Source organism: Pseudovibrio sp. W74 (assembly GCF_001623085.1).
Taxonomy (GTDB): Bacteria; Pseudomonadota; Alphaproteobacteria; order Rhizobiales; family Stappiaceae; genus Pseudovibrio.
This window is the reverse complement of record NZ_LMCJ01000005.1, coordinates 7,144-22,097: the sequence shown is the minus strand read 5'-3', so window position 1 is coordinate 22,097 and position 14,954 is coordinate 7,144. Positions and strand designations below refer to the sequence as shown.

Sequence of the window (14,954 nt, the reverse complement as noted above, 5' to 3'; positions counted from 1 at the left end):
ATACGTTATGCCCATTAGTCACTTTGAACTACGTATATCAACATAACACTTTGGTTAGTGCACTGATCTTGCTGCTTAATTACAAACCAAGACGTTCAGTAATCCTCAATGCGTCGGTGTTGCGCTTTGACGCATGCAGCTTCAGGTAGGCTAAAATAGCGCTGATCCGGATACCGCGGTTCGCAATCCAGCGGTTTCTGTTGGATGGATGAGAAATACTGCGGTGGTGCAAAGCCACTGGTAACCATTGGTCATTCAGCACCGGCGCACCCGAAGACCCCGGCAGGGTATCACTTGAGTAAGTTATGAAGTGATCATGAACGCTCAGGATTTGGCTGTTGCGAAGAGAAAGACTCTTCAACCCGCCATTGGGATGATGAATGATTGAAACAGACTCACCTTTCACCGCCTTGCCAGATTGAGGCAACAACTTCAAAGAACCGAAGTCAGAGAGTGATCTGGCCTCTTTATTCCCCTCTTCAACAGAGACAAAACTGAAATCCAGATTGTTACTCGCGCTGGTAAAGAAGATCTCATCCGTAATCGAGAACTCGGCAGACCGCCCAAGCGAAAAATCCTCATCCATCTCGTATTGAAAGATAGCCGAGGCCTGCGCTGCTGATTGCCGCGACCGGATCACATGATTATTGGTCAGAAGCAGGTTCGGCCCAACCAGAAAGCCAGACCCGGCCCCCGCCGGAATACGTCCACCCCGATAAAGCTGAACCTTGCAGATAGACCGCGCAGCCGCGACCCCACGGCTAAGGTAGTTGATTGGGAAGATATCAGAAACACCCATGATCCGCTCAAAGGCAGTGTTATCCCCCTCCGGGATCAAACTTTTGCGCACATGCAGGCGTTCCGGCTCATCCCAAACAACATCACCAAACTCGCCTGTCCCATGTTCACTTGCCGGGCCGCAGTCACATCTATCCTCACGCGAGTTCGCCATTTTGAAATCTCACCTTATCCAACATCATCCTTCCTGAAGAAGACCAATCCAGACAGCTGCTGTGAGACCTCAGAGTTCATTCACCAAAAAACCAACTAAATACTCGCATTTTGGTCAGTGTCATTTTCTGCAAATCCAAAAAACTTTAGTTTACCCTCTTGAACAATCATAAATTGCAATTACATTAGAACTACATTTGTAATGCAAAGGTGCTACATGCCATCAAGATCCATTTCGTTAAGCGTGCGATTAACGCAAGAGGAATCGGAGCGCTTGGCCCGGTTGAACTTTCCGGAGGCCAAAACGCCAAGTGACAAAATCCGGGCACTCATAGCCGCACCGGAAAGCAGCTTCGCATCACTGGGCGATGGTACGCACACATTTGCGGCGCGGAAACTGGTAAAACCAGCAAGCGACATGCTCGACCAGAGTGATCGCCAGTCAGACGTTCTGCGGTTACTGACTGATCGCCTTCCGCTTCTTTTAGGGGAACTGGCTGGCAAAGCTGGCGAAACAGACCTGAAAGACGCAGAAGCAGCAGTTACAGAAGATTTTTTTGAGCTCATTGAGCTGGTGCTTCAGGCCGGATTGAGACGTAACCCACGCCTGCAAAACCCGGAACTCTTCAAAGAGCTTGTCGATGATATGCGCAGCTCCACCGAACTTTTGCGCAACCGTTTAAACTCGAAGTAATACTGGAGGACTCAATGTCTGAATCTCTTTTATCTCGCGTCGGTCGTCTGGTCTCCGGAACTGCCAACTCCATTGTAGATGCCGTCGAAAGCACTGCACCTGACATGGTGATGAAACAGGCCATTCGTGAACTCGACAACGCTGTTGAAGACGTCCGCGACGCTCTTGGCAAAGCAGCCGTCAAAAAGCACGTAGCAAGCCAGCGGCTCGCAGAGACCAACAAGTCTCACGAAGAACTCTCCGAGAAAACCGCCATTGCCCTGCGCGCTGGCGAGAAGGATCTGGCCCGCGCGGCTGTTGCCCGTCAGATGGATCTGGAAGCGCAAATTCCAGTCCTGGAAAAGACAATTGCCGACGCTGGTGATGAAGAACAGGAGCTCAACAACTCCATCCTCGCTCTTCAGGGCCGCAAGCGCGAAATGTCAGACCAACTGGACGCTTACATAACGCAGAAAAATGCTGCAACATCACAAAGCGCAACCGCAGATGGAGGCAGCGATCACAAGCTCAATACAGCCGTTGACAATGCCAACTCTGCATTTGATCGCGCAATGAAAGCGGCTACAGGAGTACCGGGTGTCGCGAACTCAGGAAGTATGGGTGACGATGCAAAGCTCGCAAAGCTGGATCAGATGACCCGCGACCACCGCGTAGAAGAGCGCCTTGCTGCGCTGGAAGCTGAACTGGAATAACAGCAACCGGCAATCATAGTGTTCATTGGGGGATGAATTGGCACAACTACTTTTTTCAAGCGAGACCTATCTCTTCACGCTCGCCATTTTCGTCATGCTCGCTCTGGCGCTGCTCGAAGTTGTCGGCATGGTATTCGGGCTATCTCTTTCCGGTCTGGTCGATGATGTATTGCCGGATCTGGATATCGATGCAGATGTCGATATGGATGCAGACGTCTCGGTAGACGCGGTCGGCCTTGGCCCCGTCGACGGGTTTCTGGCATGGCTGGCCGTGGGCAAGGTCCCGTTCATCGTCTTGCTGATCATCCTGCTTACCAGCTTCGGCATCATAGGCGTACTGATACAGTACACCGCTGCATCTGTCATAGGCTCATCAATCCCCTTTTGGATGGCGCTCATCCCGACAGTGATTGTCAGCTTCTGGTTCACCGCCACAACTGGTCATGCCATTGGCCGCATCATGCCCAAGGAAGAGACAGACGCACGCTCACGAAACAATTTGGTGGGCGAAGTTGCAGTCCTGACACTTGGCAATGCGACCATGGCTTTGCAGGCAGAAGCCCGCGTTACGGATAATTTTGGCACACGACATTACGTGCAGGTCATTCCAGATCAGCCAAACATCACATTAATGCAGGGAGACGAAGTCTTGCTTGTCGGCTTAAAAGGCTCCCTTTTCACAGCAATTGCGAACCCACACAAAAATTTATCACCTCGCCCAGACACGCTTGCAGATTAATCTCTCAATTTGAGGCCCAATATGTTTACAGAAAATCAAAACTCCGCCTTGGAGTCAGCCACTGGACTGACTGAGATGCTCGTCCTGGCAGCCGTTGTCCTTATTGCCCTTCTCGCAATCGGCATTGTCTTCTCCCGCCTCTACACCCGCTCTTCAAAAGAAGTTGCGTTTGTACGGACTGGTTTTGGCGGACAAAAAGTCATCATGAACGGCGGCGCAATTGTCTTGCCGGTCCTTCATGACATCATTCAGGTGAATATGAACACCTTGCGCCTTGAAGTGCGCAGAGCCGATGAAGCAGCACTGATCACCCGCGATAGAATGCGTGTTGATGTGGTTGCTGAGTTTTACCTACGCGCTCAGCCAACCATTGAATCCATTGCCAATGCCGCACAAACCCTCGGCGTTCGCACCATGCATCCGGAAGATCTGAAGCACCTCATTGAAGGTAAGTTTGTTGATGCATTGCGCGCCGTGGCTGCTGAAATGGCAATGGAAGAACTGCACGAGCAACGCGTCTCCTTCGTGCAGAAGGTACAAGCAGCCGTCTCCGAAGATCTGCTGAAAAACGGCCTTGAGCTGGAATCAGTCTCCCTGACCGGCCTTGACCAGACTCGCATGGAATACTTCAATCCGAACAACGCGTTTGATGCAGAAGGTCTGACCAAGCTCACGCAAGAAATTGAAGAGCGTCGCAGAAAGCGCAACGACATTGAGCAGGATACAGAAGTTCTGATCCGCCGCAAAAACCTCGAAGCTGAGCAACAAAAGCTCGAAATCGCCCGTGAGGAAGAATACGCCTCACTGGAACAGCAGCGTGATCTGGAAATTCGCAAAGCCAAGCAACAAGCATTGATTGCCACGGAACAGGCAGAACGTCGCCGTGATGCAGAGCAGGCAGATATCACCTCAAAGCTGCAGATCAAGCAAGCCTCCCTTGCTTCCGAACATCAAGTTAAAGAGCAGGAAATCCTCAAAGACCGTTCTCTTGAGGAAACGCGCATTGAGAAAGAGAAGGTTCTTGAGCTGACCCAACAGGACCGCTCAATTGCAGTCTCTGAAAAATCCAAAGCGCTTTCAACTGCCGATGCTGCAGCAAACGAAGCCCGCGCTATTGCGATCAAGGCAGAAGAACAGGTCATCACAGCGCGTGAGATCGAAGTAGCCGAACGTCACAAGCAGGTCGATCTGGTTCAGGCAGCTCAGGATGCAGAACGCTCCGCAATCGCCGTTACAGTTGGTGCGGAAGCAGAAAAGCAAGCTGCGGAAGACCATGCAGAAGCTGTTCGACTGAAAGCCGGCGGTGATGCGGATCAGATCCGTATTGCAGCAAACGCGGAAGCAGATGCCGTCACGACCCGTGCAGAAGCAGACAAGCTGCGCCTCGCGGTAGAAGCAGAAGGTCAGCGTATCCTAAACGAGGCATCCAACCTCCTGTCACCTGAGCAGATCAATATGCAGGTCAAACTGGCTTTGATCGAAGCTCTGCCACAGGTCATCAGCGAGAGCGTGAAGCCAATGGAAAACATCGACGAGATCAAAATCCTTCAGGTCGATGGTCTGGGTGGTGCAGCACCAGCAGCAAACGGAACACCAGCAGAAGGGTCTGCCGGTCTCTCCGATCAGTTGGTCAACTCAGCCCTGAGATACCGCTCTCAGGCCCCACTGGTCGACAGTCTCCTCGGAGAGTTGGGCATCTCCGGCGCAACGCCAAATGAGATGGCACAGTCAGTCTCCAAAGAGACCGTATAAACCACAAAAGCCCCGCTCATAAGCGGGGCTTTTTCATTCAAAACAAAACGCTTAAATACCCATCTGCCGACTGGCCAGATCCTTCATGATCTCTGAAGAACCACCACCAATTGTCATCACCTTGGTCTCACGGTAAATGCGCTCAACCTTGGTTCCGCGCATGTAACCTGCACCACCAAGCACCTGAAGGCATTCATTAGCCACATATTCCAGTGTGCTTGTTGCAAGGTTCTTCGCCATGCAGATCTCCGTGATCGGGCTTTCTCCCAGCTGCAACCGCTGCGCCAGCTCTTCCAGCACTGCTCGAACTGCCTGCATCTTCATCGCCATATCAACAAACTTGTGCCGGATGACCTGACGATAAATGAGCGGCTTGCCAAACGTCTCACGCTGCTTCGCCCAGTCAAGCGCCTCTTCAAAAACACCCAGCATGTGCCCGTAACAGGCAGAAGCAAGGAACAGGCGCTCATTGTTGAAGTTCATCATGATGCCCATGAACCCGGCATTCTCTCCGCCAATCAGGTTTTCGACAGGCACTTTCACATTGTCAAAATGCAGCGTAGCAGTGTCAGAGGCCCACCATCCCATCTTGTGCAACGGCGTCTGAGTAAAGCCCTCCATACCCTTTTCAACCAGCATCAGCGAAATGCCGCCCATGCCCGTATCACCTGTCCGCACAGCAACTGTGTAGTAGTCTGCACGCATACCGGAGGTGATGAAGGTCTTCTCACCATTCAGGACGTAATGACCATTCTCACGGCGGGCAACCGTCTTCAGGTTCTGCACATCTGATCCACCACCCGGCTCGGTGATCGCAAGCGCCGAAATCTTCTCGCCTGCCAAAACTGACGGAATCACCCGTGCCTTCAACTCATCAGACCCAAGGTGCGCAATCGGAGGCGTGCCAATGGTGTGGCTCATCAAGCCCGCATTGATGCCTCCACTCCCCGCACGTCCAAGCTCAACAGCGGAGAGATAAGACAACGGATAATCGATACCCGTCCCGCCATACTCCTCGGGAAACATGATGCCGAGCAGCCCAACATCCGCCGCCTTTTTGTAAAGCTCACGAGGAAACTCGTTGGCTTCATCCCACTGGGCGACGTAAGGAGTGATCTCCTTGGCAATGAAACGGGAAAGCACATCACGAAAAGCCTCATGCTCCTCGTTGAACATGGTGGACTTGCGCTTCAATCCGAAGTCAGGAAGACTCAAACTCATCATATTCTCCTCCGCAAAACCTGCGGGTCATTCACAAAATCATTGGCACAAAATCATTGGCACAAAATCACTGGCAGAAGATCTCAGGCGGTCTCTTCTTCCAGACGAACCAGCACATCGCGGCTGTTCACTTGTGCACCTTCCTGCGTCCCAAGTTCAGCAACAACACCATCACGCGGTGCCGTCAGCTCGTGCTGCATCTTCATCGCTTCCAGAACCAGCAGCACATCTCCTTTGGAGACTTGCGCACCCTGTTCTGTCTTCAAAGCAACAACAGCACCCGGCATCGGTGCAATAATCGAACTAGATGCAGCCGAATTGTCTTCTTTTTTAGAGCTGAAACTCTGCTCTTCGAAGAACTGTGTCTGCCCTTCCAACGAGATCCAAAGCCCCCCTTCAGGCGCTTCACTCACAAAGGCAGAACGACGAACGCCGTCCGCCTCAAAAACAATGCTGCCGCGATCTTCACCTGTAAGAACCCGCAGGTCCTCCCGCGCAGAGACCTCCTCACCATCTAGTTTGATCCTCACGGGCAAAGGTGTCGCTGTCGTCCAGCGGCTTTGGCCTTTGCTACGAGCAAACAAACACACGGCAAGATCCCGCATAAGCTCTCGCGTTGCATCTGCTGCAACAGAGCCAAGTTCACGATCATTAAGGAACGCCGTCGTAGCCTTGCCAGCTGCAAACACATCATCCTGCAACACACTCTTCAGGAAGGAGCCATTGTGAACCAGACCTTGCAGAACCAGCTCATCCAGCCCGCGCAGCAGCTTGCGTCGTGCTTCATCCCGATCACTGCCATGCGCAATCAGCTTGGCAATCATTGGATCGTAGTAGGATGAAATCTTGCAGCCCTGCTCAATGGCACTATCCACGCGCACGGAAAGGTCATTGCCATTCCACGCCAACACCGTTCCCGTTTGTGGCAAAAAGCCGGCATCCGCATCCTCTGCATAGAGACGCAACTCCATGGCGTGGCCAGTAAAGGAAATATCCTCTTGGCTCAGCGGCAAAGGCTTTCCAGCGGCAACATCCAGCTGCCACGCAACCAAATCCTGACCAGTGATTTCTTCCGTCACCGGATGCTCCACCTGCAGGCGGGTGTTCATCTCCATAAAGTAGAAACTGCCATCAACAGCCAACAAAAACTCAACGGTCCCTGCCCCGCGATAGCCAATGGCCCGCGCCGCATCAACAGCAGCTTGCCCCATTGCCTCGCGGATTTCCGGCGTAACCGACGGCCCCGGTGCTTCCTCAATCACCTTTTGGTGGCGACGCTGCACAGAACAGTCCCGCTCACCCAGATGCACCACATTGCCATGATTATCAGCAAACACCTGAATCTCGACGTGGCGCGGATTGATCACCGCTTTTTCAAGAATGAGCTCGCCATTGCCAAAAGCATTTTCAGCTTCTGAAGCCGCAGCCGCTAGCTTGTCTTCAAGCCCGCTCAGGTCTTCAACCAAACGCAAACCGCGCCCGCCGCCACCAGCAGACGCCTTGATCATCAACGGCACCCCAAGACGCGCCGCTTCTGCAGCCAATGTCTCCGTTGACTGATCCGCACCGGAATATCCCGGAACACACGGCACGCCCGCCTCAATCATCCGCAGTTTGGACAGCCGCTTGGAGCCCATCAGCTCAATCGCTTCCGCAGGCGGGCCAATGAACACCAGTCCCGCATCTGCACACGCCTGTGCAAACTCCGCATTTTCTGCCAAAAAACCGTAACCCGGATGCACCGCCTGCGCCCCGGTTTTGCGGGCCGCAATCAAAATAGCTTCAATATTCAGGTAGGAGTCTGCTGGTGTCGCCCCGCCAATACACGCTGCAATATCAGCATCTGCAACATGAGGAGCCGTTGCATCAGCCTCGGAATAAACAGCAATACTCCGATAGCCCTTTTGCCGCGCAGTGCGGAACACTCGGCGAGCAATCTCCCCCCGATTGGCGACCAGGACACTATCAAACATCGAAAATTCCCTTCACAGTGCCAAAACTTCTCGCATCAGAAAGCAGCTTATTCAGCTGCTTCCTTCTGCATTGCACGGTTCTTCTTTGGGTTTGGCAACGTATTATCCAGCTTACAAATGATGGAGAGCATCACTTCATCAGCACCGCCACCAATGGAGGTCAGCCGGCTATCCCGCAGAAACTGGCTCACAGGGCTGTCCCACATGTAACCCATGCCACCCCAGAACTGCAGACAGGAGTCCGCAAGCTCACGAGACAGGCGGCCAGCCTTCAGCTTCGCCATGGAAGCAAGACGTGTCACATTCTCACCGCGCACCATGGCTTCAACACACTTTTCAGAAAGCGCGCGCAGCAGCTCTACTTCAGTGCGCAGCTCTGACAAGCGGAAGTGAACCACCTGGAAGTCCAGAACACTCTGATTGAACGCAGCACGCTCACGGCAATAATCTTCGGTCAGCTGAATAATGCGGTCCATGCCATCAACAAGCGATAAGGCACACCACAGGCGCTCCTCCTGGAACTGCAGCATCTGGTACATAAAGCCAGCGCCCTCGGTCCCAATCAGATTGCGCTGAGGAACACGCACGTCATCAAAGAAGATCTGCGCCGTATCAGAAGAACGCTGGCCAAGCTTGTTCAGACGATCCGACTTGGTGATACCAGCACTGTCCATAGGCACGACGATCAGCGATTTGTTCTGGTGCTTATGTCCGTCACTGGTGTTCACCAGCATGCACATGTAATCCGCTTGAGTGGAGTTGGTGATCCACATCTTGGAGCCGTTGATGATGTAGTCATCACCATCTTTCACGGCGTTACTCTTGATGTTCGCCACATCAGACCCGGCATGGGCTTCAGAAACGCCAACGCAGGCCACCATGTCACCGGCAATCGCAGGAGCGAGATAATCCCGGCGCAGTTCATCAGATCCAAAGCGGGAGAGCGCCGGGGTCGCCATGTCGGTTTGCACGCCAATTGCCATGGGCACACCGCCACAAGCACACGCGCCCAGCGCTTCAATGGTCATGGCCTGATAGGAGTAATCAAGGCCCATCCCGCCATACTCTTCTGGCTTGTTGACACCAAGAAAACCGAGATCACCCATTTTTTTGAAGAGTTCATGAGCTGGAAAGATCCCTGCCTCTTCCCATTCCGGCACATGCGGGTTGATTTCGGCCTCGACGAACTTGACCACCGCACTTTTCATTTTCCGATGTTCTTCAGTATATTCCATCGTGAAACCCTCATGTTGAACTGTACTCAAAGAGTCGAATGGCGCTGCTCTGCCTAGCCGCGCGCGACCCCGAATGTTGTTGGATTAAGCTGACGTTTCCTGGCATCTGCACAAACAGATAGGGCCAATGAGACAACGCGGCGCGTGTCTCTTGGATCAATGATCCCATCATCCCAAATCCGCGCCGTCGCAAACAGCGCTGTGGTCTCTGGCGACATCTGGTCAACGATCTTCTGTGCCATCTGGTCTGTCATGCCATCGGGGATCTGTTGTCCCATCTTCGCAAACTTCTCTTCAGTGATGATCTTCATCACCGTCGCTGCCTGCTCCGGCCCCATCACGCCAACTTTGGCGGACGGCCATGAGAAGATGAAATCAGGATCAAACCCACGGCCACACATGCCGTAGTTGCCAGCACCCCAGGCACCACCAACCACAATGGTCACCTTCGGAACCGTGGCATTGGCAACCGCCTGGATCATCTTGGACCCATGCTTGACGATCCCGCCTGTCTCCGCATCCCGGCCCACCAGATAGCCAGTGGTGTTCATCAGGAAGAGAAGCGGCGTATTGCTCTGGCAACACAGCTGAATAAATTGCGCAGCCTTCACCGCACCTTGCGGATCAATCGGGCCATTATTGCCTAAGATACCAACCGTCTGCCCATCAATGCGAGCATGACCACAAACCGTGGCTCCACCAAATTCCTTCTTGAAATCAAGGAAGTCAGAGCCGTCCGTGATGCGAGCAATAATCTCGCGCACATCATACGGTTTCTTGGCATCCTCAGGCACGATGCCCAGCAGATCCGTGGCATCATAAAACGGCTGTTTGCCGCCTTCCGCCTCGACCGGCGCATCCCAAGGCAGATGGTCAACAATCTCACGCGCGGTCTCGACGCCGTGCGCATCATCCTCTGCCATGTATTCCGCTGTGCCAGCTGTGTTGTAATGCAGCTCCGCACCACCCAGCTCTTCATCTGTCGCAATCTCACCCGTTGCCGCTTTCAGCAGTGGAGGACCGGCCAGAAAGATCTTCGACTTGCCGCGCACCACAACAGTGTAGTCCGACAGCCCCGGCATATACGCACCGCCAGCGGTCGAGGACCCATGCACCACCGTCACCTGCGGAATGCCTGCCGCAGACATACGCGCCTGATTGGCAAACGCCCGACCGCCCTCAACAAACAGCTCGGACTGATACATGAGGTTTGCACCAGCACTTTCCGTCAGCGCAACAATCGGCAGTTTCTGCTTTTGGGCGATTTCCTGCAGGCGAAGCGTCTTCTTCAGGCCCATCGGAGAGATAGAGCCACCTTTGATCGCAGAATCCGTCGCCACCACAAGACAGCGCTTTCCAGCAACATAACCGATACCGGCAATCGAGCCGCCGCCAGCAACATTCTTCTTGCCGTCATCGTCATGCATCTTCAGGCCAGCCAGTGTGGAGATTTCCATAAACGGAGATCCACGATCCAGCAGCAGGCTCACACGGTCACGTGGCAACAACTGGCCACGCTTTTCAAACTTCCCGCGCTTGCTCTCGGAGTTCTCCCGAACCTTTGCCTCATACCCACGAAACTCCTCAATGAGAGCTTCCATGAAGGCCTTGTTCTGAGCAAACGCAGCGCTGCCGCTATCGACTGAGGAGGTTAACTTGGGCATTTGTCTTTCTCCCAAGCTTTAAGGGCCCTAGGCTTCTCATAGCGATGAAACCCTTGGTATTCCTTCATATTTGCATTGTCGCCAACTGGCATCAGGTTGGTCCAGAGCGGCGCTCCACCATCCACGCCAATACACTGTCCAGTCATGAACGCAGCTCCCGGAGAAAGCAGGAAGTTCACCAGTGAGGCAACCTCAGCTTCCGTGCCCAGACGACGCGCAAGATTATTGTCCGCCATCCGCGCAAACATGGTTTTGATGAAGTTTTCGTCGTAGGTGTCAAAGCCGGAAGACGCGATCCAACCCGGCGCAACCGCATTCACCCGCACACCTGCTTCGGCCCACTCAACGGCCAGCGTCATGGTCAGGTTCTGCATACCAGCCCGTGCCACACCAGAGTGTGCCATACCCGGCATACCGCGCCACATGTCTGCAACGATGTTGACAATGGCACCACCTTTGCTCTTGCGCATACCCTGGTTGTAAACCTCACGCGCCATCAAAAAGCCGCCTGTGACGTTGGTCTCGACAACCGCGTCAAAGCCCTTCTTCTTGATTGACGCCGCAGGGCTTGGGTACTGCCCGCCCGCATTGTTCACGAGGCCATGGATCACACCACGCTCTGCAACAATCTTGGCTACGGTTTCACCAACAGCGTCTTCATTGCGAATGTCCAGCGAGTGCGTAGAAACCTCGCCGCCATCCTCACGAATTTCATCAGCCACCGCATCAAGCTTTGCCTGCTTGCGGCCAAGGAGAACGGTATGGGCGCCCAACGCTGCAAGTTCGTGGGCGATACAGCGGCCAATGCCACTGCCTCCCCCAGTCACAATCATTGTTTGTCCATCAAACAACCCATCTCGCAGGACTGATGCGTAACGGGACGGTTCATTGCTCATTCCAAATTCTCCCTGCCACTCACGCGGCTTATTCAAACAGAGGCCTTCGCCTCAAAATTCCCGGTTTGGGGTGACCGCGTCACCCCAAACCATTGTCAGTCTTTCAGGCCGGCGCACCAGCCGCAGCACCGCATTCATCTTCCCAAACCACCGGACGATCAGGCATACCTTGCACCACCTCTTGATAGCGATCTTCAAGGCGTGTTCTTTTGATCTTCATGGTCGGGGTGAGATAACCATTCTCAATGGTCCACATGTCGTTTGCGACAATGATCGAACTCAGCTTCAAATGGCTTTCAACGGCACTGTTAATGCTGTGATAGGTCTCTTCAAGGCTGGTACGCACCTCTTCGCGCGACAGACCATGGGTCATCTCGCTGGAGAGGAACACCACCGCTGCAGGCTGCGCCAAATCGGACCCCATCACACAGGCTTGCTCAACATACGTGTTGTCAAACAGCATGGCCTCAATCGGCACGGGTGCAATGTACTTGCCCTTGGAGGATTTGAAGATTTCCTTCACACGGCCCGTAATACGCAAGAACCCATCTGCATCCTGCTCAACCTTGTCACCAGTATGGAACCAGCCATCTTCAATGGTTTCAGCAGTCAGCTCAGGATCCTTGTAGTATCCCTTGGTAACAGCGTCCCCGCGAATGAGAAGCTCACCTTCATCGGTGATCTTGATCTCAAGCCCTGCAAGCGGCGTACCGATTGTGCCAACCTTATCCGCACGGAATGGGAAGTGAGAGGACGCAAGACCTGCAGTCTCGGTCATGCCCCATCCCTCAGTAATGTTGATGCCCAGCTTCTGGTACCATTCCAGAACAGCCTTGGAGATTGGTGCTGAACCACTCCCGATAAGCTTTGCATTGGTCAGGCCAAGCTGTCCGCGGATTTTCCGCTTCACATACCAGCTCAGGATCGGAATGCTCAAAAGCCTGTCCAGCTTCTTCTGCGGGACCTTGGCAAGGATACTGGACTGAAACTTCATCCAGAGACGCGGAACAGAAATGAACATGGTCACTTCAGCTGCCCGCAAGTCCTCTGCAAAAGTGTCCAAAGACTCCACAAAGCTCACGACCACACCTGCATAAAGGCTCACATGCTCAATAAGAGCACGCTCGGTGATATGCGCCAGCGGAAGATAGGAGATCAGGCGTTCTTCACGGCCCAGTTCCAAAGACTGGGTTGGAGACCATGCGCCATAGGCAATATTGCGCCAGGTGACTTCCACCCCCTTCGGGTTCCCGGTGGAGCCAGAGGTGTAAACAATAGAAAACAGCTCATCCAGCTCTGGCTTGGCCAGCTTATCTTCTGGCAACGGATCATTCGTTTTGACCAGCTCCGTCCAGCTGTGCTCACAATCTATCGTGTTATAGGGAAGCGCGATCTTGACCACGCCCTCAGGAATACCTTGCTGGCTCGGCGCAAAGTCATCCAGCTTGCCCATAAACAGCGCTTTGATATCTGCATGATTGATGATGTAGCTGATCGTATCCGCTGAGGCAGTGTAATAAATTGGTGTTGAGATATAACCAGCGGCCTGAATTGCAAAGTCAGCCAGAAACCATTCAGCGCAGTTTTTAGAGAGAATACCAATCCGGTCTCCCGGTTGGAAACCCATTGACTGGAGCGCAGCAGCCACACGCCGGACGGTGTCGTAACACTCCTTCCAGGTGAATTCTATGAACTGCCGGTTCACGGGTTGTCGCAGATAAACCGAGTTTGGTTTATCTGTGGCCCATTTTTGCAGCATTTCAATTGGCAGTGCGTACTGTGTACCCATGTTCCCTCCTCTGATGTGTTGGTTCAGCCTCCCCGCTGGTTCCAACACTATCGTTATTGCGCGATAGACTTCGGCATTATAGTCAGCTCATACGAATATGAGCATACCCTGCATTTCTTCTTCCTTCACCGCATTCGAACATCTGTTATCGGGTAAACGCATACCCCAGAATTTAAGGGGTCACCTAAGGAGCCCAGGAAGGTTTGCGTTTTTGTAAAAACGACTTCACACCTTCCTGTCCCTCTTCCCCAACGATAGCTCTTGCAAAATGAGCAGCCGCGCTCTGGCGCAACTCTTCCTGTTCAAGGAAAAGCGTCTCCTCAACCACCCGTTTGGTGGCCGCAACAGCGTCTGGCGCACAAGCCAGAACTTGCTGTTTCAGGTCCGCTTCTGCTGTCTCAAGCGCTGCCTGATCTGCAACAGCTTCGTCGACCAGACCGATATCAAAGGCCTCAACACCGGTCAGTTTGCTCCCCAACACGAGCATTTTCTTGGCTTTCTGGTAGCCCAGTCGTTTGGTCACGTACTGAGCAATCTGAGCAGGCGGCAAGCCAATCCGCGTCTCAGTAAATGCAAATTTGGCATCTTGCGTTGCGACCACAAAGTCGCAGGCACTGGCCATACCCAGACCACCTGCCATAGCGGCCCCCTCCACCAAAGCAATGGTCACTTGCGGCTGATTGGCGATCATTCCAAAAAACGCTGCAGCTTCCAGACTGATCTTTTGTGCAATCGCCTCGGCCTCATCACCACCAGCCATGATCTGCTGGAAGGACTTCAGGTCTCCGCCAGCACAGAACACACCGCCAGCACCAGTGAACGTGATGCCACGGACGCTGCGATCATCCTGTACATCCCGCAAAACCCTGGAGATTTCAGCAATCACCTCGCCTGTCAGCGGATTGCGCTTCTCGGGCTGGTTCAAAGTGATGGTCATCCAACCATCTTTTTGAACCACAAGAACGGCAGAAGTTGTTGAAGCATCACTCATCACATCACCTCCTGCGCAATGGACTGCGGAACCGGAACATTCTGCGTCAGCAAGATCTGGCTGTACGCCTTTGCTTGCGGATCCAGCCTCAGGCTGGCAATGCCGCCGCCGCCAAGCACATCATCAATCAGGAAATTCAGCGCATGACAGCCCGGCAGATAGAAACGAGCCACCTTGCCCGGATTGAAATGCGCAAAGGTCCGCGCAACAGCCTCTTCACTCAGGGCAGCTGCAATCCACGGCAACCACTCTGCTTTCCGCGCAATCACGCCAATGTTCGCTTTATCGCCTTTGTCACCACTACGCGCATAAGCCAGCCTGATCAGCGGAACATCAATCAGCACATCATCAGACGTA

At 53.5% G+C, this 14,954-nt stretch carries 12 protein-coding genes and 1 pseudogene; 4 read left to right on the top strand and 9 right to left on the bottom strand.

The annotated features are described in order from the left end of the window. Positions 1-79: 79 nt before the first annotated feature. The gene (locus tag PsW74_RS04135) at positions 80-952 is read right to left on the bottom strand and encodes a serine protease (RefSeq protein ID WP_063290127.1); all 873 of its coding nucleotides are present in this window, start codon (positions 950-952) and stop codon (positions 80-82) included. 273 nt (positions 953-1,225) lie between these two features. On the opposite strand from PsW74_RS04135, the gene PsW74_RS04130 reads away from it, so the two are divergent. The 4 genes from PsW74_RS04130 to PsW74_RS04115 are packed head-to-tail and all read left to right on the top strand — an operon-like array spanning position 1,226 to position 4,828. After that, positions 1,226-1,645, top strand: coding sequence for a hypothetical protein (locus PsW74_RS04130; protein ID WP_208980616.1), 420 nt, complete (start codon positions 1,226-1,228; stop codon positions 1,643-1,645). A gap of 14 nt (positions 1,646-1,659) precedes the next feature. Then, entirely contained in the window at positions 1,660-2,337 is a 678-nt protein-coding gene (locus PsW74_RS04125; RefSeq protein ID WP_063290128.1) for a PspA/IM30 family protein, read from the top strand. A gap of 37 nt (positions 2,338-2,374) precedes the next feature. Beyond that, positions 2,375-3,076, top strand: coding sequence for an OB-fold-containig protein (locus PsW74_RS04120; protein WP_063290129.1), 702 nt, complete (start codon positions 2,375-2,377; stop codon positions 3,074-3,076). Positions 3,077-3,097: 21 nt separating this feature from the next. After that, positions 3,098-4,828 (top strand): flotillin family protein, encoded by a 1,731-nt coding sequence (locus PsW74_RS04115; RefSeq protein ID WP_082830475.1) that lies wholly within the window; start codon positions 3,098-3,100, stop codon positions 4,826-4,828. Positions 4,829-4,879: 51 nt separating this feature from the next. On the opposite strand, the gene PsW74_RS04110 is transcribed toward PsW74_RS04115, so the two are convergent. From PsW74_RS04110 to PsW74_RS29075, 8 genes and pseudogenes are all read right to left on the bottom strand, one after another. Further along, on the bottom strand, positions 4,880-6,052 hold the full coding sequence (locus tag PsW74_RS04110; RefSeq protein WP_082830474.1) for an acyl-CoA dehydrogenase family protein: 1,173 nt from the start codon (positions 6,050-6,052) through the stop codon (positions 4,880-4,882). 80 nt (positions 6,053-6,132) lie between these two features. After that, positions 6,133-8,022 (bottom strand): biotin carboxylase N-terminal domain-containing protein, encoded by a 1,890-nt coding sequence (locus PsW74_RS04105; protein WP_063290130.1) that lies wholly within the window; start codon positions 8,020-8,022, stop codon positions 6,133-6,135. 47 nt (positions 8,023-8,069) lie between these two features. Further along, positions 8,070-9,257 (bottom strand): acyl-CoA dehydrogenase family protein, encoded by a 1,188-nt coding sequence (locus tag PsW74_RS04100; protein ID WP_063290131.1) that lies wholly within the window; start codon positions 9,255-9,257, stop codon positions 8,070-8,072. Positions 9,258-9,310: 53 nt separating this feature from the next. Beyond that, on the bottom strand, positions 9,311-10,921 hold the full coding sequence (locus tag PsW74_RS04095; RefSeq protein WP_063290132.1) for a carboxyl transferase domain-containing protein: 1,611 nt from the start codon (positions 10,919-10,921) through the stop codon (positions 9,311-9,313). Further along, positions 10,909-11,817, bottom strand: a complete 909-nt coding sequence (locus PsW74_RS04090) for an SDR family oxidoreductase (protein WP_057461226.1) — start codon at positions 11,815-11,817, stop codon at positions 10,909-10,911. The genes PsW74_RS04095 and PsW74_RS04090 overlap by 13 nt, the downstream gene beginning before the upstream one ends. Before the next feature lie 103 nt (positions 11,818-11,920). Continuing rightward, entirely contained in the window at positions 11,921-13,606 is a 1,686-nt protein-coding gene (locus PsW74_RS04085) for an AMP-binding protein (protein WP_063290133.1), read from the bottom strand. A gap of 184 nt (positions 13,607-13,790) precedes the next feature. Then, on the bottom strand, positions 13,791-14,597 hold the full coding sequence (locus tag PsW74_RS04080) for an enoyl-CoA hydratase/isomerase family protein (protein ID WP_063290134.1): 807 nt from the start codon (positions 14,595-14,597) through the stop codon (positions 13,791-13,793). Then, positions 14,597-14,954 (bottom strand): annotated as a pseudogene (locus tag PsW74_RS29075) (terpene utilization protein AtuA); the annotation flags it as partial. The pseudogene PsW74_RS29075 and the gene PsW74_RS04080, both read right to left, overlap by 1 nt.

Excerpts from the sequence above, each read along its gene's own strand:
- PsW74_RS04135 (WP_063290127.1), bottom strand. The coding sequence starts at position 952 with ATGGCGAACTCGCGTGAGGATAGATGTGACTGCGGCCCGGCAAGTGAA.
- PsW74_RS04125 (WP_063290128.1), top strand. The coding sequence starts at position 1,660 with ATGTCTGAATCTCTTTTATCTCGCGTCGGTCGTCTGGTCTCCGGAACT.
- PsW74_RS04115 (WP_082830475.1), top strand. The coding sequence starts at position 3,098 with ATGTTTACAGAAAATCAAAACTCCGCCTTGGAGTCAGCCACTGGACTG.
- PsW74_RS04110 (WP_082830474.1), bottom strand. The coding sequence starts at position 6,052 with ATGATGAGTTTGAGTCTTCCTGACTTCGGATTGAAGCGCAAGTCCACC.
- PsW74_RS04105 (WP_063290130.1), bottom strand. The coding sequence starts at position 8,022 with ATGTTTGATAGTGTCCTGGTCGCCAATCGGGGGGAGATTGCTCGCCGA.
- PsW74_RS04100 (WP_063290131.1), bottom strand. The coding sequence starts at position 9,257 with ATGGAATATACTGAAGAACATCGGAAAATGAAAAGTGCGGTGGTCAAG.
- PsW74_RS04095 (WP_063290132.1), bottom strand. The coding sequence starts at position 10,921 with ATGCCCAAGTTAACCTCCTCAGTCGATAGCGGCAGCGCTGCGTTTGCT.
- PsW74_RS04090 (WP_057461226.1), bottom strand. The coding sequence starts at position 11,817 with ATGAGCAATGAACCGTCCCGTTACGCATCAGTCCTGCGAGATGGGTTG.
- PsW74_RS04085 (WP_063290133.1), bottom strand. The coding sequence starts at position 13,606 with ATGGGTACACAGTACGCACTGCCAATTGAAATGCTGCAAAAATGGGCC.
- PsW74_RS04080 (WP_063290134.1), bottom strand. The coding sequence starts at position 14,597 with ATGAGTGATGCTTCAACAACTTCTGCCGTTCTTGTGGTTCAAAAAGAT.